General features: G+C 73.7%; 20 protein-coding genes. 15 read left to right on the top strand and 5 right to left on the bottom strand.

Annotated features, from left to right (window positions below; all coding sequences use genetic code 11):
• Positions 1–19 precede the first annotated feature (19 nt).
• From AB0D74_RS02395 to AB0D74_RS02375, 5 genes are all read left to right on the top strand, one after another.
• Positions 20–1,327 (top strand): Ig-like domain repeat protein, encoded by a 1,308-nt coding sequence (locus AB0D74_RS02395; protein ID WP_362579487.1) that lies wholly within the window; start codon positions 20–22, stop codon positions 1,325–1,327.
• On the top strand, positions 1,324–2,250 hold the full coding sequence (locus AB0D74_RS02390; RefSeq protein ID WP_362579484.1) for a sortase: 927 nt from the start codon (positions 1,324–1,326) through the stop codon (positions 2,248–2,250). Before AB0D74_RS02395 ends, AB0D74_RS02390 begins: the two co-directional genes overlap by 4 nt.
• Before the next feature lie 113 nt (positions 2,251–2,363).
• Positions 2,364–3,113 carry a phosphate ABC transporter ATP-binding protein gene (locus tag AB0D74_RS02385; protein WP_362580155.1) on the top strand — a complete coding sequence of 250 codons (750 nt, stop codon included), beginning with the start codon at positions 2,364–2,366 and terminating at the stop codon, positions 3,111–3,113.
• 420 nt (positions 3,114–3,533) lie between these two features.
• The gene (locus AB0D74_RS02380) at positions 3,534–5,051 is read left to right on the top strand and encodes an FG-GAP repeat protein (protein ID WP_362579481.1); all 1,518 of its coding nucleotides are present in this window, start codon (positions 3,534–3,536) and stop codon (positions 5,049–5,051) included.
• 221 nt (positions 5,052–5,272) lie between these two features.
• Positions 5,273–6,184 carry a TIGR01777 family oxidoreductase gene (locus AB0D74_RS02375; RefSeq protein ID WP_362579478.1) on the top strand — a complete coding sequence of 304 codons (912 nt, stop codon included), beginning with the start codon at positions 5,273–5,275 and terminating at the stop codon, positions 6,182–6,184.
• On the opposite strand, the gene AB0D74_RS02370 is transcribed toward AB0D74_RS02375, so the two are convergent.
• The gene (locus AB0D74_RS02370) at positions 6,181–6,879 is read right to left on the bottom strand and encodes a GntR family transcriptional regulator (protein WP_362579475.1); all 699 of its coding nucleotides are present in this window, start codon (positions 6,877–6,879) and stop codon (positions 6,181–6,183) included. The two genes, AB0D74_RS02375 and AB0D74_RS02370, sit on opposite strands and share 4 nt — an antisense overlap.
• A gap of 129 nt (positions 6,880–7,008) precedes the next feature.
• On the opposite strand from AB0D74_RS02370, the gene AB0D74_RS02365 reads away from it, so the two are divergent.
• From AB0D74_RS02365 to AB0D74_RS02355, 3 genes are all read left to right on the top strand, one after another.
• Positions 7,009–7,983, top strand: a complete 975-nt coding sequence (locus AB0D74_RS02365) for an ornithine cyclodeaminase family protein (RefSeq protein ID WP_362579473.1) — start codon at positions 7,009–7,011, stop codon at positions 7,981–7,983.
• Positions 7,984–8,152: 169 nt separating this feature from the next.
• Positions 8,153–9,172 (top strand): dihydrodipicolinate synthase family protein, encoded by a 1,020-nt coding sequence (locus tag AB0D74_RS02360; RefSeq protein ID WP_362579470.1) that lies wholly within the window; start codon positions 8,153–8,155, stop codon positions 9,170–9,172.
• Positions 9,173–9,203: 31 nt separating this feature from the next.
• Positions 9,204–11,354: a SpoIIE family protein phosphatase gene (locus AB0D74_RS02355; protein ID WP_362579467.1), complete on the top strand. Its 2,151-nt coding sequence runs from the start codon at positions 9,204–9,206 to the stop codon at positions 11,352–11,354.
• Between the two features lie 27 nt (positions 11,355–11,381).
• Here AB0D74_RS02355 and AB0D74_RS02350 read toward each other — a convergent pair whose 3' ends face one another.
• From AB0D74_RS02350 to AB0D74_RS02340, 3 genes are read right to left on the bottom strand one after another with little or no spacing between them, the layout of a single operon-like run.
• Positions 11,382–11,909, bottom strand: coding sequence for an NUDIX hydrolase family protein (locus tag AB0D74_RS02350; RefSeq protein WP_362580153.1), 528 nt, complete (start codon positions 11,907–11,909; stop codon positions 11,382–11,384).
• A 42-nt stretch (positions 11,910–11,951) separates the two neighbouring features.
• The gene (locus AB0D74_RS02345; protein ID WP_362580152.1) at positions 11,952–13,097 is read right to left on the bottom strand and encodes an amidohydrolase family protein; all 1,146 of its coding nucleotides are present in this window, start codon (positions 13,095–13,097) and stop codon (positions 11,952–11,954) included.
• Positions 13,094–14,497: a glutamine synthetase family protein gene (locus tag AB0D74_RS02340; protein WP_362579464.1), complete on the bottom strand. Its 1,404-nt coding sequence runs from the start codon at positions 14,495–14,497 to the stop codon at positions 13,094–13,096. The genes AB0D74_RS02345 and AB0D74_RS02340 overlap by 4 nt, the downstream gene beginning before the upstream one ends.
• Here AB0D74_RS02340 and AB0D74_RS02335 point away from each other — a divergent pair.
• Positions 14,491–14,646 carry a hypothetical protein gene (locus tag AB0D74_RS02335; RefSeq protein WP_362579461.1) on the top strand — a complete coding sequence of 52 codons (156 nt, stop codon included), beginning with the start codon at positions 14,491–14,493 and terminating at the stop codon, positions 14,644–14,646. The two genes, AB0D74_RS02340 and AB0D74_RS02335, sit on opposite strands and share 7 nt — an antisense overlap.
• On the opposite strand, the gene AB0D74_RS02330 is transcribed toward AB0D74_RS02335, so the two are convergent.
• Positions 14,636–15,523: an SDR family NAD(P)-dependent oxidoreductase gene (locus AB0D74_RS02330; RefSeq protein WP_362579458.1), complete on the bottom strand. Its 888-nt coding sequence runs from the start codon at positions 15,521–15,523 to the stop codon at positions 14,636–14,638. The genes AB0D74_RS02335 and AB0D74_RS02330 overlap by 11 nt on opposite strands.
• Before the next feature lie 71 nt (positions 15,524–15,594).
• Between AB0D74_RS02330 and AB0D74_RS02325 the strand changes: the two genes are divergently transcribed.
• The 6 genes from AB0D74_RS02325 to AB0D74_RS02300 all read left to right on the top strand — a co-directional run bounded on the left by AB0D74_RS02325 (position 15,595) and on the right by AB0D74_RS02300 (position 19,030).
• On the top strand, positions 15,595–16,536 hold the full coding sequence (locus AB0D74_RS02325) for a LysR family transcriptional regulator (protein ID WP_362579455.1): 942 nt from the start codon (positions 15,595–15,597) through the stop codon (positions 16,534–16,536).
• Positions 16,537–16,671: 135 nt separating this feature from the next.
• A complete protein-coding gene (locus tag AB0D74_RS02320) occupies positions 16,672–17,445 on the top strand; it encodes a sulfite exporter TauE/SafE family protein (protein WP_362579452.1) in 774 nt (257 codons plus the stop codon).
• Between the two features lie 104 nt (positions 17,446–17,549).
• Positions 17,550–17,714, top strand: a complete 165-nt coding sequence (rpmG, locus tag AB0D74_RS02315; protein ID WP_046728127.1) for a 50S ribosomal protein L33 — start codon at positions 17,550–17,552, stop codon at positions 17,712–17,714.
• Between the two features lie 42 nt (positions 17,715–17,756).
• Positions 17,757–18,017, top strand: coding sequence for a type B 50S ribosomal protein L31 (locus tag AB0D74_RS02310; RefSeq protein ID WP_362579449.1), 261 nt, complete (start codon positions 17,757–17,759; stop codon positions 18,015–18,017).
• A 34-nt stretch (positions 18,018–18,051) separates the two neighbouring features.
• On the top strand, positions 18,052–18,174 hold the full coding sequence (gene ykgO, locus AB0D74_RS02305) for a type B 50S ribosomal protein L36 (protein WP_046728129.1): 123 nt from the start codon (positions 18,052–18,054) through the stop codon (positions 18,172–18,174).
• Positions 18,175–18,283: 109 nt separating this feature from the next.
• Positions 18,284–19,030 carry a cobalt-precorrin-6A reductase gene (locus AB0D74_RS02300; protein WP_362579444.1) on the top strand — a complete coding sequence of 249 codons (747 nt, stop codon included), beginning with the start codon at positions 18,284–18,286 and terminating at the stop codon, positions 19,028–19,030.
• Positions 19,031–19,041 lie beyond the last annotated feature (11 nt).

The raw sequence follows: 19,041 nt of genomic DNA, 5'->3' as shown, positions 1-19,041 counted from the left end.
AGCAGGAGAAGACACAGCCATGACGTTCACCTCAGTACGCCGTTCCGTGCCGGCCGGTCTCGCCGCCGTGCTCGTCGCCGGGGCGATCGGCCTCGGCGCGACCGGGGCCGAGGCGGCTTCGCTCGGCACCCTGGAGGTCGGCCCGCCCACGGGTACCGACACCAGTGGAATGACCGTCACCACGTCCGGCGCGTGCCCCAGCCCGGCGACGAACCTCATCGTCTCGGTCACCGGTTCCGGCTTCCCGTCGGACGGCAAGGTCGTGGTCAGCAACTCGCCGATCGGCACGTACCAGACATCGCCGGCCGGCGGGATCGTGGTGCCGCTTACGGAGACGATGCGGGACTACGCGAACGAGGCCGGTTTCCAGACCCTGCAGGGCCGCTACGACTTCACGCTCACCTGCCGGGGCGCCTTCGGCTCGGCGACGTACGGCGACTTCGGCGCCCCGATCTGGTTCACCTCCAACACCGCTTACCAGAACACCGACCCGGTCCCGTCCGTGACCGCGACGACGACCACGCTCGCGGCCACCCCGGCGAGCCCGGTCGTGGCGGGCACGTCCGTCAAGCTCACCGCGACGGTGGCGCCCGGCACGGCCGCCGGCACGGTCCAGTTCAAGGACGGCACCCAGGCGCTCGGCAGCCCGGTCGCCGTGTCCGCCGGCACGGCGGCGCTGACCACGTCCGGGCTGGCCGCGGGCAGCCACTCCCTGACCGCCGCGTTCACTCCGTCCGACGCCGCCGTGTACGCGCCCTCCGCCTCGACCGCGCTGCCCTACACCGTCAAGGTCAAGCCTCCTACGGTCGTCACGGCGCCGAAGGTGACGGGCACGGTCCGGGTCGGCTCCACCGTGACGTGCAGCGCCACCTTCGACGGCGCGACCTCCTCCACGTACGCCTGGCTGCGTGACGGCAGTGCGATCAGCGGGGCGACCGCGCGCACCCGCACCCTGGTCGCCGCCGACTACCCGCACAAGCTCGCCTGCCGGGTGACCGCCACCAACAGCGGCGGCAGCACGAGTGCGACCAGCCCCGCCGTGACCGTGGCCCGCGGCCCGGCCCTGAAGAACACCACGCGCCCGTCGGTCACCGGGACGGCGAAGACCGGCAAGCGGCTCACCGCCAAGCCCGGCAGCTGGAAGCCCGCGGCGACGTCGTACGGCTACGTCTGGAAGCGCGACGGGCACGCGATCCGCGGCGGGACGCACTCCACGTACGTCCTCACCCGCACGGACAAGGGCCACCTGATCACGGTCACCATCACCGCGAAGCGGTCCGGCTACGCCAACGGGACGGCCACGTCGAAGTCAGTGAGGGTGGGATGACCTCACCCAGCGCCGTGGTGCGGGCTCCGGCCGGCGGAGGGGCGCCCGACCCCTCCGAGGCGGAGTCCGCCCCGGCACGGCAGACCCGCCCGGCCGGCCCCGGGATCCGGGTCCTCGGCGTCGCGCTGAGCATCCTCGGCGCGCTGCTGCTCGGATTCGTCCTGGACGCCGGCCCGTTGGGCGACCTCCGCCACGTCCGCGACCGGCAGGTCGACTACGCCGCCCTCCGGGGCGCCCTGGCCAACGGGGTGGCTCCGGTGGGCGGTACGGTGCCGCCCGGCACACCGGTGGCACTCCTCAGCATCCCTGCCCTGCACCTGCGCGAGGTCGTCCGGGAGGGCACCACGGCCGGCGACCTGTCCCGCGGCCCGGGCCACCGCAGGGACACGCCCCTGCCGGGCCAGGCCGGGGTCAGTGTCGTGATGGGCCGGCAGACGACGTTCGGCGGCCCCTTCCTGCACCTGCGGGAGCTGAGGCCGGGGGTGGAGTTCACCGTGACGACCGGCCAGGGCCGGCACACCTACCGGGTGCTCGGTCTGCGCCGCGCCGGTGACCCGCAGCCGGCGGCACCGGCCGCGGGCCACGGCCGGCTGACCCTGGTCACGGCCGACGGCACCCCCTTCATGCCCCGGGGCATCCTGCGCGTGGACGCGGACCTGGTCTCCCGGGTCCAGGCCACCCCGACCCCGGGCGTCGCCCCCGGCGCCCTCCCGCAGGACGAGACACCGATGGCCGCCCAGCCCTCGGCCTGGCTGCCCCTGGTGCTCTGGGGACAGGCACTGGTGCTCGTGGCCGCGGCCGTCGCGTGGAGCCACGCCCGCTGGGGCCGCCGCCACACCTGGGTGTTCGGGATCCCCCTGCTGGGCGTCCTCGGTCTCGCCGTCGCCGACCAGGCGACCGCGCTCCTCCCCAACCTGATGTGACCGCCGACCGAGGACGTGCAGTGACCGAACAGACCACCGGCGACACGGACACCACCGTTCCCCTGCCCGCCCATCCGGACACGGCGGCCGGCGCCACCCTCGACACCCGCCGGATCTCGGCCTGGTTCGGCGACCACAAAGTCCTGGACCGCGTGTCGCTGTCGATGCCGTCCGGCCTGGTGACGGCCCTCATCGGCCCCTCCGGCTGCGGCAAGTCCACCTTCCTCCGCATCCTCAACCGCATGCACGAGCTGATCCCGGCCGCCACCCTGGCCGGCGAGGTCCTCCTGGACGGCGAGGACGTCTACGCTCCCAGCCGCCGTCTCACCGAGACCCGCCGCGAGATCGGCATGGTCTTCCAGAAGCCGAACCCCTTCCCCGCCATGTCCCTCTACGACAACGTCACCTCGGGTCTCAAACTCACCGGCACGCACCTGAGCGGCGAGGCCCGCGACGAGCTGGTCGAGGAGTGCCTCACCAAGGCGGGCCTGTGGCAGGAGGTGCGCACCCGCCTCCGCCAGCCCGGCGGTGCCCTCTCCGGCGGTCAGCAGCAACGCCTGTGCATAGCCCGCTCCCTCGCGGTCCGCCCCAAGGTCCTCCTCATGGACGAGCCCTGCTCCGCCCTGGACCCCACCTCGACCCTGCGCATCGAGCAGACGATCCGCGAACTGGCCCACGAGGTCACGATCGTCATCGTCACCCACAACATGCAGCAGGCGGCCCGCATCTCCGACCGGTGCGCCTTCTTCCTCGCCGCCCAGGGCACCCCCGGCACCATCGTCGAACACGGCCCCACCTCCACCCTGTTCTCCACCCCCTCCGACCCCCGTACGGCGGACTACGTGCAGGGCCGCTTCGGCTGACGACAGGCTCCCGCGTCCCCATGTCTTCCCGGCCGCGGCGGTCGGCGGCGTCGCGCGTCCTGTCCGGTGGCCGGGTTCGGGCACGACGAAGCGGGCGGGGAGCGGGGCGGTTCACGAGACGGTGCGCCCGCACGGCGTATCCACCGGTGAGATCCAGATCCCGTGGGTACGGGAGCCGAGGCTTGAGTCGCACGCCTCTGACCGGCTCCACGACCGGGGGTCGAGGGAGTGCAGGTTCACAACCTGTCGTCCCGACTGGAGACGGGCGCCGAGCCGTTCGCGGCTTCGGATCCCGGGCGCGCCGGGGCACAACCCTTGGGCCGGATCGCCGGTCCAACCCCGCGGCGGCGGGGACGGGCCCTCGCCGTACCCCCACGACTCCATCCCGACGGGCCACGCCGAGATCCCAGGAGCCACGAAGTGCCCAGTACGCGTTCCAGCACGAGCACGTCCAGAACCCTCCGGGGCCGAGCGAACCTGCTGTCCGGGCCGGCCGCGGCGACCGTGTTGCTCACCATCGCCGCCACGATCACCGCGACGGCCGCTCCGGCGCCCGCCGCACCCGCGGCCCTGGAAGCCGCCCATGACGACTTCAACGGCGACGGCTACCCCGATGCCGTGATCTCCGCCCCCGGCGGCACCGTCAGCGCCCAGAAGGGCGCCGGCTACGTCGCCGTGCTGTACGGATCCGCGAGCGGCCTGTCCACCTCCCGCCGGGCGACGTTCAGCCTGAGCAAGCCCGGGATACCCGGCCTCGCCCAGACCGGCGACGGCTTCGGACGGACCACCACGTCCGGGGACCTGGACGGCGACGGCTACGCCGATCTCGTCGTCGGCATGCCCGGCAGGGACGCCGGGACCACCGCCGACGCGGGAGCGGCGGTCGTGCTGTGGGGCTCCGCGAACGGGCTGCAGGCGACCGGCGCGCTCCTGTTGCAGGACAGCGCACCCACGGCACGCGGACACTTCGGACTGGGCCTGGCCACCGGCCGCTTCCACGGCTCCCGCACCGAACTCGCCCTGCTCAGCGGCAAGTCCCTGCAGACGTACGGCTTCCAGGCCGGCGCCGGCGGCACCCACACCTTCCAGGCCACTCCCATGGACTGGAAGTGGGCGGAGGACTTCACCCCCACCGGCCTCACCTCCGGCGACTACGACAGGAGCGGCGCCGACGACGTCGTGCTGCTCGGCACCTTCACCGTCTACGAGACGATCAATCCCGTCGAGACCTTCGGTGCGGCCAGCTACCTGCCCGGCGGCGCCAACGGGCTGACGTACGGCCGCGGCCTGCGCGGCGGCCCGGTGGGCGCCACCGGTGACATCAACAACGACGGCTACCCCGACGTGGTCTTCGGCTCCCCGACCGACAGCGACGACCTCAACGAGGTCCTGGTCGACGGCGGCACCGTCGACGTCTTCCTCGGCGGGCCCGGGGGACTGAGCGGCCCGGACGCAGCCCAGCACTTCGACCAGACGACCATCGGCGCCTCCGGCGACGACAAGGTCGGTGACCGCTTCGGCGCCGCCGTCACCGTGGCGGACGTGAACGGCGACGGCTACGCGGACGCCGCGATCGGCGCACCCGGCAACGACATCAACAGCCTCACCGACCCGGGCACCGCGTGGGTGGTGCGCGGTACCGCCCGCGGACTCACCCCGCGCGGCCTCGTCAGCTACAGCCAGAGCACCCCGTCCGTGCCCGGGGACAACGAGGACGGCGACTGGTTCGGCGGAGCCCTTCGGTTCGTCGACGCCGACAAGGACGGCAAGGCCGAGCTGATCGCCTCCGCGCCCGGCGAGGACACCGACGACGGCGCCGCCTGGGTCTTCCCCGGCACGGCCAACGGCCCCGTCGGCAGCGGATCCTGGTCCTTCAACGGCGGCAACCTGAGCGCCCCCGTCCCGGACGCCCGCTTCGGCGAGACCCTGGCCCCGTAGCGACAGCGGTCGCCGGATCCACCACCGCGCCCGCACCGGCGCCCTGGTGACGAGGCGGCCTCCCGGCGACCGAACCCCGGGCACGTCGGGGTCGGGGTTCCGGGAGGCCGCACCGCCCGACGACGAGCGCGCCGGGTCGCTTATGCCCTGCGGACACCCGGCCGGAGTACGCTGACGACCGTTGGTTTGAATTCTCAAACAGCTGCTCATCGGAGAACGTCATGCGCGTCGCGATCACCGGATCCACCGGACTCATCGGTTCCGCCCTCACCCGTTCCCTCCTCGCCGACGGTCACGGTGTGCTGCGTCTGACCCGCGGCCGGACCGCGGCGCCGACGGCGGACGGCAGCGAGTCCGCGGCCTGGGAGCCCGGCGCCCGGCTGGACCCGGCCGTCCTGGACGGTGTCGACGCCGTGGTCCACCTGGCCGGAGCCGGGGTCGGCGACCGGCGCTGGACCGCGGCGTACAAGGAGGAGATCAGGCTCAGCCGGCTCCGGGGGACGCGGACCGTGGCCGAGGCCTGTGCCGAGGCCGCCCGGCCGCCCCGGGTGCTGGTCTCGGCCTCGGCCACCGGCTACTACGGCGACACCGGCGACCGTGTCGTCACGGAGTCCGACCCGGCCGGACAGGACTTCCTGGCCTCCGTCTGCGTCGGCTGGGAGTCCGCCGCCGCGTCGGCCGAGCGGGCCGGCGTCCGCGTCGTCCACCCGCGTACCGGTCTCGTCGTCTCCGCCGACGGCGGCGCCTGGGGCAGGCTGTTCCCGCTCTTCCGGTACGGCCTCGGCGGCAGGCTCGGCTCGGGCGACCAGTTCTGGCCGTTCATCTCGCTGCCCGACCACATCGCCGCCCTGCGCCACGTGATCGACCGCGAGGACATCGCCGGCCCCCTCAACTTCACGGCCCCCGAACCGCTCACCAACCGCGAGATCACCCGGGCGACGGGCCGGATCCTGCACCGCCCCACCCTCGCAGCCGTCCCCGCCTTCGCGCTGCGGACCGTCCTCGGCGAGTTCGCCGCGGGCATCACCGGCAGCTGCCGGGCCGTCCCGGACGCCCTGCTGAAGTCCGGCTTCACCTTCCGCGAGCCCGCCATCGACGACGCACTCCGCTCGGCGCTCGGTAAGGCGGGCTAGGCGATCGGCGCGCCCGAGGCGGCAAGGACCGCCGCGAGCGGGGAGCCCGGTTCGAGGCGTTGGTCGGCGCCCGTCACCATCCGGTGCGTGATCAGGATGTGGTCGCGGGTCGCCGCCGCGGCGGCCTCGGCGTCCCCGCGCTCGCAGGCGTCCAGGATCGCCGCGTGGTGCTGTCCGGCCGGGCTGTGCCGCAGGTCGAAGTGCATCCGGATGCGCTCGGCCTGGTCGGCGAGGCCCTCGATCTCGCGCAGCAGCACCGAGGATCCGGCGCGCTGGTAGAGGGCCATGTGGAAGCGGCGGTTGAGTCCGTTGAAGTCCCGCTGCGCGTCGTCGCCGGAGAGCGCCGACTCCAGCCGCTCGTGCGCGTCGCGCATGGCGGCCAGGTCCTCGTCCCGCAGTCTCGGTACGGCGATCCTGGCGGCCAGCGTCTCCAGGTGGATCCGCAGCGCGGCCACCTCCTCCGCGAGGCCCAGGTCGACGTCGGCCACCACCACGCCCCGGTAGGGCAGCCGTCGTACCAGACCGGCGCTGTCCAGCTGGAGGATGGCCTCCCGGACCGGGGTGCGGCTCACGCCCAGGCTCGCGGCGATCTCCGTGGGATCGAGCCGGTCCCCGGGGGCCAACTCGCCGGAGACGATGCGCTCCTGGAGGTGCTCGAACACCAGGTCGGCGGCGCGCCGCTGGATGCTGGGCATATCCACCCGCTCCTTCGTTCTTCTCTTTTCCGCTGCGGACAACTTAGCGGCACGGCCTTGTCTGTACAGAATATCCAATGTTCAATGTCCAGCACATTGGATGCTCGTCCCTCTCCCGACGGGGTGCCCGTGACGATCTTTCTGACCGACGCCGACGTCCGAGCCGCCTTCGGCTGGCCCGAGGCCGTCGCCGCCCTGCGCGCCGCCTACGGCGCGCCACCGGACGAGGCCCGTTTCCCGCCGCGCACGATGGCCCGCGGCGAGGGCCTGTGGCTGCGCACCCTCAGCGGGGTGCCGGGGGACGGGGCCCCGATGGGCGCCAAGCTGATCGCCGCCTCTCCGCGGAGCCGACGCGCCGCGTACCTGATCCCGCTCTTCGACCAGGACACCGTCGAACTCCTGGCGCTCCTCGACGGCAACGCGGTCACCGGCTTCCGTACGGCGGCCACCTCCGCGCTCGCCGCCGACGCACTCGCCCCGCCCGGGACGGTCACGGTCGGCGTGATCGGCTCCGGCTTCGAGGCACAGCACCATGTCCGTGCCCTGGCCGCGGTCCGCGAGCTGTCCTCGGTCACCGTGTTCAGCCCCGACCCCCGCAGCCGGGCCCGGTTCACGTCCAGGCTCGCCGACCTCGGCGTGCCCCTGCACACGGCGGACACCGCGGCGAAGGCCGTCGAAGGCGCCGGTCTGGTCCTCTGCGCCGCCCGCTCCCGGGACGAACGGCCGACCCTGCGCGAGGTACCGGCGGGCACCACCGTCGTCTCGATCGGCTCCACGCTGCCCGAACAGCGTGAGCTGGGCACCGAGGTCATCGAGCGGGCCGCCCTGGTCGTCGCCGACCAGCTCCACGAAGTGGCGTACGAGACCGGTGACCTGATCGCCGCGCAGGAGGCGGGCGTCGACCTCGCCGGGAAGCTGGTCCCGCTCGCCGACGTCATCTCCGGCCGGGCGCGGGGGCGTCCGGACCCCGACGCGATCGTCGTCTACAAGTCCGTCGGCTCCGCCGTCCAGGACCTCGCGGTCGCCGCGATGTGCGTCCGCAGGGCCGCCGAGCTCTCCCTCGGCACCGAACTGCCGGTCACCGTCGCCCCGGTCGCGAAGTGAGGCCCCCCGTGCGCGGCGGACCCGACGACGTCTCCCTGCTGGAGCTGCTGGAGAACGCCGCGGCACACCGCGCCCTGCCCGCCTGGCGTGCCCCGGCCGCCGAGGAGCGCTCGCGGATCCTGCGCCGCTGGTACGACCTGGTCACCGCACCTGTGAAAGGACCACAGCCATGGCCCGCTACACCCGCGCCGAGGCCCGCGAATGGGCGCGAGAGCACCTCGTCGGCGTCGTCAACTGCACCATCCCGTCCTTCACGGGCGACCTGAGGCACATCAACGAGCAGGCGATCCGGCACGACACCCGGCTCGCCGTCGAGCACGGCTTCATGGGCACCCTCGGGGTCTGCGAGGTCGCCATCCAGCTCCCCGAGTACCTGGACTTCCTGCGGATCGTCAAGGACGAGGCGGGGGACCGGTTCCTGCTCACCCACCACGCCGGCTGGAGCACCCTGGAGCAGAACATCGAGGCGGTGCAGGGCGCCGAGGAGGCCGGCGCCGAACTGGTGCTCCTGTCGTACCCGCCGAACTTCTACCCGGAGACCGAGCAGGACGTCTACGACTACACCAAGGCCGTCTGCGACGCGACGAACCTGGCCGTCATGCTCTTCCCCATGTACCTGTGGGGATTCAGCCCCCGCATCCACCCCTCCGACATCCCGGTCCGGCTGATCCGGCGGCTGGTCGACGACTGCCCCAACATCGCCGCGATCAAGGCCGAGGGCGGCTTCCCCGGCATCCAGTCCGTCATCGAGTGCCACCGGCACTTCGGCGACGAGGTGGTCATCTCCATGCCCATCGAGGGCGAGCTGATCCCGCTCTCCCAGATCATGCCGATCCGGTTCTCCGCCACCAGCGACCACGAGTACTACGGCCCGATGATCCCGCGCGCCTTCCGGCTGCTGCGCGAGGGCAGGTACGACGACGCGGCCGACCTGTACTGGCAGCTGCACCCGGCCCGCAGGATCAAGGCGGGACTCGCCCCCGCCCTGCACGGCGGCGCGTTCCTCAACCGGCAGGCCTGGAAGTTCCAGGGCTGGCTCCAGGGCTACAACGGCGGGCCGCTGCGCCAGCCCACCCAGCGCATCCACGACGCCCAGATGACCGCCCTGCGCCGGGGGCTGATCGAGGCCGGCCTGGAACCGAGCATGGACCCGTTCCGCGAGTTCTTCGTGGGCCGCAACCCCGAGTGACGCTTCCGGGCAGGGTCGTTAATCTGTCGTTATGGGCCCGGACCGCCACAAGGGGGCCGAAACGGAGCAGCCCCCGGCCGCGGGAGGACGGGCGGCGACGCTGGCGTTCGCCCTTCGCCAGGTCGTGACAGGCGTCGGGGGACTGGGCGCGCTGGCGCACCGGTGGGACCCCGGCACGAGCCGGCTGACCCTGGAGGCGGTGGACGGAGTCGCCGCCGGGGCCGCGTCGGCCTGGGCGGAGCTGCGGGAGGAGCAGGACGCGCCACCGGCCCGGGCGCTGCGGCGCGGAGTCCTCGTCCAGGCCGACGGGGACGACCTGGGGACGGGGGCGTCCCGCACCCTGGCCGTGCCGCTGGTCGGGGCCGACGGGCCGGTCGGGACGCTGTCGGTGCTGCTCGGCGGCACCGGCGGGCCTGACGACGTACAGCTGTCCTTTCTGCGGGCGATGGCGGCCTGGGCCGCCGGGCGCCTGGAGCGCCGCACCGGGCGGCCGGCGCACCGCGCACCCGGGCACGAGCTCGCGGTCCGGTCGACGAAGCTGACGGCGGCGCTCGCCGAGGCCGTGACCGTCCAGGACGTCGTGGGGGCCGTGGGCCAGTGCGTCCTGGCGCCGTTCGGCGCCGACGGGCTGATCGTCTCCGTGTTCGAGAACGGCAGGCTGACCAGGGTCGGCGACGTCGGCTACCCGCAGGCCTACCTGGCCCGCTTCGAGGGCCCCCTCATCGCCGGCATGCCGGTCACCGACGTGCTGCGGACCCGGCGGCCGGAGTTCCTGGAGTCACCCGCGCGGATGTACGAGCGCTATCCGGTGATGACGGACATGATCCGGATGGGGACCTCGCCGAAGATGGCCTGGGCGTTCCTGCCGCTGGTCGCCTCCGGGCGTGCCGTGGGCGTGGCCGTCCTCTCCTACAACCGGACGCACCCCTTCGGCGAGGAGGAACGCTCCCTGCTGACCACGCTCAGCGCCCTGGTCGGCCAGGCCCTGGAGCGGGCCCGCCTGTACGACCTGGAGCACGCCCGCGCGCAGCAACTGCAGAGCGCCCTGCTGCCCCGGACCCTGCCCCGGCTGCCCGCCGCCGTCGCCGCCGCGCGCTATCTGCCGGCGGGCCGGGGCGAGCAGGTGGGCGGCGACTGGTTCGACGTGATCCCGCTCTCCGCGGACCGGGTCGCCCTGGTGGTCGGCGACGTGATGGGCCACGGCATCGCCGAGGCCGCCACCATGGGGCGGCTGCGCACCGCCGTGCGCACCCTGGCCGATCTCGACATGGCCCCGGACGACCTGCTGGGCCACCTCAACGACCTGGTCAGCGACCTGGGCGAGGACTCCTACGCCACCTGCCTCTACGCCGTCTACGACCCGGTCGGCCGGACCTGCTGCTACGCCCTCGCCGGGCATCCTCCGCCGGTGTTCGTGCATCCCGACGGCACCGTGCACTCTCCCGTCGTGAGCCCCGATCCGCCGCTCGGCGCCGCCACCCCGCCGTTCGCCGTGCACGAACTGCCGCTCCCGGACGGCAGCCTGGTCGTCCTGTGCACCGACGGGCTCATCGAGTCCGACGCCCAGGACGCCGAGCAGGGCCTGGCCGAGCTGCTGCGCGTCCTGCGCCGGTCCGCGGTCCGCCCGGCGCGCTTCTCGGGCGCCGACCAGGAGGCGGACGTACGGGGCCTGGCGGAGCTGTGCGACACGGTCGTCTCGGAGCTGCTCCCGGACCGGGCGCGGACCACCGACGACGCGGCCCTGCTCATCGCCCACACCCGGGCCCTGCCCGCCGACGACATCGCCTCCTTCGGCCTGCCCGACGACCCCCGGGCGGCCGGCCAGGCCCGCCGACTCGTCCGCGACCAGCTCTCCCGGTGGGGCCTGGACGACCTGTCGACGACCACCGAACTCCTGGTGAGCGAGCTGGTCGGCAACGTGATCCGGCACGCCAGGGGCCCCATGCGGCTCAGGCTGCTGCGCAGCCGCCTCCTGACCTGCGAGGTCTACGACGGCAGCCTCAGCACCCCGCGCATCCGGCACGCCACCACCACCGACGAGGGCGGCCGTGGCCTCCAGCTGGTCGCCGCGCTGTCCCGACGCTGGGGTGCCCGCTACCTCAGCGACGCCAAGTGCATCTGGACCGAGCAGGACATCCCGGACGGCTCCGGGCCGCCCGAAGTCCGGGACCGGACCCGCTGAAGCCGCGCCGCCTGCCGGACCGCCTCCCTAGCTCACGACCCCCACATGGGCCAGGGCCTGCTTCAGCAACACCCCGTGGCCGCCCGGCATCTCGCTCTGCACGGCCTCCAGCGTCGCCTCCTGCGGACTGAACCACACCAGGTCCAGGGCGTCCTGCCGGGGCCGGCAGTCCCCGGTCACCGGCACGATGTAGGCCAGCGACACCGCGTGCTGACGCGGGTCGTGGTACGGGGTGACGCCCAGCGTCGGGAAGTACTCGGCCACCGTGAACGGCTGCAGGGAGGCCGGCACCCGGGGCAGTGCCACCGGGCCGAGGTCCTTCTCCAGATGGCGCAACAGGGCGTCGCGGACCCGCTCGTGGTGCAGGACACGGCCGGAGACGAGGGTCCGGCTGACCGTTCCGTCCGGGCCGATGCGGAGCAGCAGGCCGATGCTGGTGACTTCGCCGCTGTCGTCGACGCGCACGGGCACGGCCTCCACGTAGAGGATCGGCATGCGGGCGCGCGCCATCTCCAGCTCGTCGGAGGACAGCCAACCGGGCGTGGTTTCGGTCATGTCAGACATTGCTTGATCATACTTTCCGGACAGGGCGCGCGGTCAGTCGCGGCCGGGGTCGGGTGCGGGAAGTCCGTAGAGACGACGGGCGTTGTCACGTCCCGTCCAGGCGGCGATCCGCACCGCGTCGGTCGGGCTCAGTTCGTCGGCGTCCACCCGGGCCTGCAGCATTCCGGCCAGCCCCTGCCGGAAGGACAGCGCGCCGAGGTGGTGGAACTCGGCCACACCATAGGCGTCCGAGCTGTACAGCAGTTTGCGGAACGGGGTGATCTCCATCGCCTCCGCCAGCACCGCCCCGGCCCGGGCCGGGCCCACGTGGTGCAGGGCGAGACCGACGTCGAGGTGCACGTGCTCGAACACCGCGGCGAGGTAGGCGGCCTGGCGCTGGTAGGGCCAGCAGTGCAGCAGGAGCACGGGGACGGTGCCCACGGTCAGCCGCAGCCAGTCGGTGAGCAGGGCCGGGTCCGCGTGGTGCAGCCGCAGGTCCGAGTCGCCGAAACCGGCGTGCAGTTGGAGCGGCAGCCCGAGTCCGACGGCGGTCCACAGCAGATGGCGCATGAGCACCGGGTCGGTGAGCCTGCCGCCCCCGGAGAACCACAGCGCCGCCGCCCGGGTCACCTCGTTGTACGTCGGCCGCGCCGGATCCAGGGCGAAGCCGGTGCGGTAGGCGGCCACCGACTTGACGGCGACCACTCCGGGCCGCCGTACCGCCTCCTCGGCCGCCGCCCGGAAGGCAGCCGCGTAGTCGGCCGCGTCGATGCCCCGGGCGGCCACCGCCTCGGCGACGCTCTCCAGCCGCACGACCTCGTAGGCACGCGCGCCGGCCGCCGCCGCGAGTTCGGCGGGGGAGGTGAGCGGGTGCGGGGCGTAGCCGGTGTCCACGCAGAACGTCTCCGTGCGGGCGGCCGTCAGGAACCGGCGGTTGACCTCCTGCCAGCCCAGTTCGGCCCGGCGCGCCAGGTAGTCGGCCACCGGCGCGTGCCGCTCCAGGTCGAGCAGGGGCGCGCAGTGCCGTCGTACGGCGATGCCGGCGGGGCTGTCGAACGGCGAGACGCCCGGCCACGCCTCGCCCTCGGTCAGCAGCGACTCGAACCCGGGCCCGGTGAGGTTGGCGGTGACCGCGCCGTGGCAGTGGTGGTCGACGAGCGGGAGCGCGTCGAGGGCCTCCCGGACCGGCCCCGGCATCAGTACTTCCAGCGGTAGGCCGCCGCCACCCCGGCGTCGTCGAGCCCCGCGACGGCCGCCGTCTCGCCTTCGCGTACGGCGATCACCGCGTCCGCGAGGACCGGACCGAGCGCGCTGCGCAGCACCTTGTCCTCGCGGAACTCCTCGACGGCCTGGGCGAGCGAGGTCGGCAGCCGCCGTACGCCCCGGGCCACCGCCTCGTCCGGGACCAGCCGGGCCGGGTCGTCGATGACCTCCTCGGGCAGCGGCGCGGCCGAGGCGATCCCGTCGAGTCCGGCCGCGATGACGCAGCCGAGGGCCAGGTACGGGTTGGCGGCCAGGTCGACCGGTTTGACCTCCAGGTTGGCGTCCTGGCTCTGGTGGCCGGCCGTGCCGGTGATGACCCGGATCCCGGTCTCGCGGGTCTCCCGGCCCCAGGCCGTGAACACCCCGGCCCACTGGCCGGGCTTGAGCCGCAGATAGCTGGCCGGGCTCGGTGCGGTCACCGCCGTCAGCGCGGGCAGATGCGTCAGCAGCCCGGCGATGAACGACTCCGCCGCGGGCGTCATGCCGTACCGGGCGTCGCCCCCGGCGTGCAGGTTGCCCCCGTGGCGCCACAGGGAGAGGTGCAGGTGGCCGCCGTTGCCGACGCCCCGCTCGGCGACGGCCGGGGCGAAGGAGGCCCGCAGGCCGTACTTCTGCGACACGGCCCGCACGGTCTGCCGCACCAGCACGCTCTGGTCGGCCGCCGCCACCGGGTCCAGGGCGCCGGTGGAGAGCTCGAACTGACCGGGCGCGTACTCCGGATGGAGCTGGGCGACCGGCACCTCCTGCTTCTCCAGGGCCGCGAGCAGGTCGGCGGTGTAGTCGCTCAGCTCGATCTGCCGGGCGGCGCTGTACGCCGGACCCGACGTGGCCGGTACGAACTCGTCGGCCGGCGCGGCGGCCCGGCCGAGCGTCCACTCGATCTCGACCCCCGCCCTGAAGGTGATGCCGTGCCGGTCCTGGGCGTCGGCGACGACCCGGCGCAGGAAGGTGCGGCTGCATCCGGGGTGATGTTCACCCTCCTGGGTGAGGCGGTCGACGGGCGCCCAGGCCCAGCCGGGCTGCCCGGCCAGCACCACCAGCCGGTCCAGGTCCGGGTAGAGGCGCAGATCGCCGTCGGGCGAGCCGAGCACGTCGGTGCGCACGATCGCGTCGTTCGCCAGGAAGGTGTCGAACACCGGGGACATGCCGACGCCCCAGGCCACCGCCGGCTGCAACCCCTGCCAGGGGACGGTCTTGACCCTGCAGATCCCGGCGGTGTCCACATAGGCCAGCACGATCCCGCGTACGCCCTGCGCGGACAGCTCGTGGGCGAGGGCATGGGCCCGGGCGAGATCGCCGGGGCTCCCGCCGGGTACGGGGTCGACCAGGGGTGGCATACGACGTCCTCCTCGACGGGCTCGGCTGCACGCGTCCCGGCCAGGGTTTCACGCCGACCGCGCCGAACTGCGCTACCGCCGCCGGGGAGTCGGCGCCCGGCGGCCTCGTACCCGTGCTCCGGGCGCAGCAGCCGGCGCTCACGGCCTGACGAGACGGTCCTGTTCCACCGGAGGCGTGCCGTCGTGCCAGGGCAGCGGCTTGCCGAAGCGGATCAGCTCGCCGTAGAGGCCGGGCTCGACGTCCTCGGCGAAGACCAGGTCGAGCACCGCACGGGCGGCCTCGGCGGGGGACTGGGCCCCGCTGAAGTCGCTGAACCAGGGGCGGGACGTGGCGGTGTCGACCATGCCGGGGCAGACCGAGGCGACCAGGGTGCCGGTGGCCAGGTCCTGCTCGCGGCGCTCGGCGGCGACCGCGCGGACGGCGGCGACCTGGGCCACCTTCGAGGGCACGTTCAGCCAGACGGGCCAGCCCGCCTCGGTGGCGGTGCGGTTGTGGACGGCGCTGCGCCAGGACTCGACGGCGTACTCGACCTGGTCGAGGCTGGCCCCGTCGAACAGGTGGTGCAGCCGTTGGTCGAGGTGGCCGAGGGTGCCGAGCGAACTCGCCACCACGAGCAGCCGGCCGCCCGGGCGCAGGACGGTGCCGAAGGAGCGCAGGACGGCGTGGGTGGCGGTGTTCGAGACGTCGATGAACTCGTCGGCCCGCTCGGACTGCGAGTCCTCGGGCAGGACCCGGGCGACCGCGTTGGAGACGACGATGTCCACCCCGCCGTACCGGGACCGGAGTTCGTCGGCGAGCCGGGCGATCGCGTCGGCGTCGGTGACGTCCAGGACCCGGCCCTCGACGCGGGCGCGCGTTCCGGGCAGCCCGGCCACCTCGACGGCGGCGTCCGTCACCCGCGCGGGGTCGCGCCCCGTGAGCAGGACCAGGTCGTGCGGGCCCAGCCGGGCGGCGAGGCCTTCGGCGAGGGCGCGGCCGAGCCCCTGGTTGGCGCCGGTGACAAGGGCGATGCGGGAAGCGTTCATGCGTCCCACGCTAGGAACGGCGCGTTCATGAGTCCAACGAAAGTTACGCACGGCTAGTATGCGTGAACGTCATGGACTTCAACGATGTGTCACTGACCGCGCTGCGGGTCTTCCGCGCGGTCACCGAACAGGGAACCTTCACCGCCGCCGCGGCCTCGCTCGGCTACACCCAGTCGGCGGTGTCCCGGCAGATCGCCGCGATCGAGCGCGCGGCGGGCGCGGAGCTGCTGGAGCGGCGCCGCGACGGGGTACGGCTCACCGCGGCCGGCCGGGTCGTCATGCGGCGCGCGACGACCGTGCTCGACGAGATCGAGGCGACGGCGCGGGAACTGTCCGGACTGCCCGGAGCGGGCGGCACGGTCCGCCTCGGCTGGTTCCCCACCGCGGGCGCCGTACTGGTCCCGCACGCCCTGACCGCGCTGCGCAGGACGGACCCCGGCCTGGAGGTCGTCGGCCGTGAGGGCACCACCCCGGCACTGGTGCGTGCCCTGCGCGCCGGCAGCATCGACCTGGCCCTGCTCGCGTCGGCGCCGCCGTTCCGGGCGCCGGACGCCGAGTCGCCCCCGCTGGTGCTCCAGACCCTCACCGAGCGCGCCCTGTGCCTCGCGCTGCCGGCCGGCCACCCCCTGGCCCGCGGCGACTTCGTCGATGTGGCCGACCTGCGCGGGCAGCGCTGGATCGCCGGCTCCGCATCCGGGGAGGACCGGCTGATGGGCGTGTGGCCGGGGCTGGACGAGCGGCCGGAGATCGTCCATGTCGCCCGCGACTGGCTGGCCAAGCTCCATCTCGTCGCCGCCGGCTGCGGGTTGACCACCGTTCCGGCCGCCCTTGCCTCCGCGGCACCGGCCGGGGTCCGGATCCTGCCGGTCCGCGGCGGGCCGCAGGAGCAGCGCCGCCAGCTGCTGGCCCGGCTGCCGCATCCACCCGCCGACGCGGTCGTCCGGGTGGCCGCCGCCCTGCGTGCGGCGGCACTCGACGTGGACGCACCGGATGGACCGGCCCGGCTCAGGTGAGCCTCCGGCGGGTGAGCGTGCGTGCCGGGGCGGCCCGTCGTGGCCGGTCCGCGCCCTCCGCGCAGGGGTGCCGGGGCCAATCGGCGAGACGGTACTTACACCATCCGGTTGTCCGGACATAGCATCGGTCCCCGCATGAACACGATGACGCTCTGGCACATATCCGGCTGGGAGTTCGCCGCCCTGGCATTCGCCGCCCTGCTCGTCGGCTTCTCCAAGACCGCTGTCAGCGGGGCCAACACCGTCAGTCTCGCCGTCTTCGCCGCGGTTCTCCCGGCCCGCGCCTCCACCGGAGTCCTGCTCCCGCTGCTCATCGCGGGCGACGTGCTGGCCGTGGCGACCTACCGGCGGCACGCGCACTGGCCCACGCTGTGGCGGCTGTTCCCCGCGGTCGCGGCCGGCGTGCTGATCGGCACGCTGTTCCTGGTCTGGGCCGACGACGGCGTCGTACGGACCTCGATCGGCGCGATCCTGCTGCTGATGGCCGGGGTCACGGTCTGGCGGCGCCGCACGGCCGAGCGCCCCGACGACCCGGACGAGGTCACCACCCGGGCGGGCCGGGCGAAGGCCGGTTCCTACGGGGTGCTCGGCGGCTTCACCACGATGGTCGCCAACGCGGGCGGCCCGGTGATGTCGATGTACCTGCTGTCGGCCGGCTTCCGCAAACTCGGCTTCCTGGGTACCTCGGCGTTCTTCTTCCTGATCGTGAACCTCTCCAAGGTCCCCTTCAGCGCGGGCCTCGGCCTGATCGACGGCCACTCGCTGCTGCTGGACGCCGCGCTCGTGGTGTTCGTCGTGCCCGGCGCGCTCATCGGCAGGTGGGCGGTGCACCGGATCAACCAGCGACTGTTCGAGCAGCTGGTCATCGCCGCGACGGTCCTGGGCGGCCTGCAGCTCCTGCTGCGCTGAACACTCCTCGGGCCCGGGAATGCGACGGCGGGAGGTGGTGTTGCACAGGTCGTGAATGACATGCCCGGATCAAGAACGCCGGGTGTGGGCGAAGGGAGAACCTCATGGCACGCAGTACCGCGCGTCCCGTCGTCAGGCTGAAGTCGACGGCCGGGACCGGTGTCACCTACGTGACCCGCAAGAACCGCCGGAACGACCCCGACCGGCTGGTCCTGCGCAAGTACGACCCGGTGGCCGGCGCGCACGTCGACTTCCGCGAAGAGCGCTGAAGCCGAGCGGCAGCGCACCAGCCACCCCAGAGAGGAAACCCCATGAAGGCCCGCATCCATCCCGCGTCCCGTCCCGTGGTCTTCCGGGACCGTGCCGCGGACACCGCGTTCCTGACCAGCTCCACCGCAGACTCGTCCCGGACGATCGAGTGGGAGGACGGCAACACCTACCCGCTGATCGACGTGGAGATCTCGTCCGCGTCGCACCCCTTCTACACCGGCAGGGCGCGGGTCCTGGACAGCGCCGGCCGGGTGGAGCGTTTCGAGCGCCGGTACGGCCGTACCGCCGCCGCCCGCGGCTGACCCGCCCGGCGACCGACCCGAGGAGAACAGAACCATGAAGGTCCGCAAGTCCCTGCGTTCACTGAAGGCCAAGCCCGGCGCCCAGGTGGTCCGCCGGCGGGGCGTGGTCTACGTGATCAACAAGAAGGACCCCCGCTTCAAGGCCCGCCAGGGCTGACGGAGGTCCCGTCCCACGACGGCCGCCCGGCGATCCCGCCGGGCGGCCGTCGTGTGCCACGGCGTCCCCGCGGAGGCGCCCTCCGCGAAGGACCCCGTACGCTCGCCCCATGTCCCCGCACGTCCTGATCCTCGGCGGTACGGCCGAGGCCCGCCGCCTCGCCACCGAGTTGTCGGGGTGTTCCGGGGTCCGTGTCACCACCTCGCTCGCGGGCCGGGTCGCACGGCCGGGCACGCTCGCCGGCGAGGTGCGGATCGGCGGCTTCGGCGGGGCGGCCGGCCTCGGCGACTGGCTTCGCGAGCATCGCGTGGACGCGCTGGTGGACGCCACCCACCCCTTCGCCGAGACGATCACCGCGAACGCGGTCCGAGCCGCCCGGGCCACCGGAATCCCCTCCGTCGTCCTGCGCCGCCCCGGCTGGCAGCCGCAGCCGGGCGACGGCTGGCACCCGGTCCCGTCGCTGCCCGCGGCGGCGACCGCCCTGCACCGCTTCGGCCCCCGGGTCTTCCTCACCACGGGACGCCTGGGCCTGTCCGCCTTCGCCCACCTGACGGACCGGCACTTCGTCGTGCGGTCCGTGGAACCCCCCGAGCCTCCGCTGCCCCGGCACACCGAAGTGCTGTTGGCGCGCGGCCCGTTCACCGTCGCCGACGAGCGTGTGCTGCTGGCCGGGAACCTGATCGACGTCCTGGTCACGAAGGACAGCGGGGGAACGGCCACGGCCGCCAAACTCACGGCCGCACGGGAGCTCGGGCTGCCCGTGGTCGTCGTACGCCGGCCCCCGTTGCCGTCCGGCGTGACGGCCGTGCCGGACGTCGCCGGCGTGCTGGAACGGCTGGGGCTCGGCCCCGCCTGACCACGACCGTC

The organism is Streptomyces sp. NPDC048278, assembly GCF_040652195.1.
Taxonomy (GTDB): Bacteria; Actinomycetota; Actinomycetes; order Streptomycetales; family Streptomycetaceae; genus Streptomyces.
The sequence above is the reverse complement of the archived record's forward strand: the minus strand, read 5'-3'. Positions and strand labels throughout refer to the sequence as shown.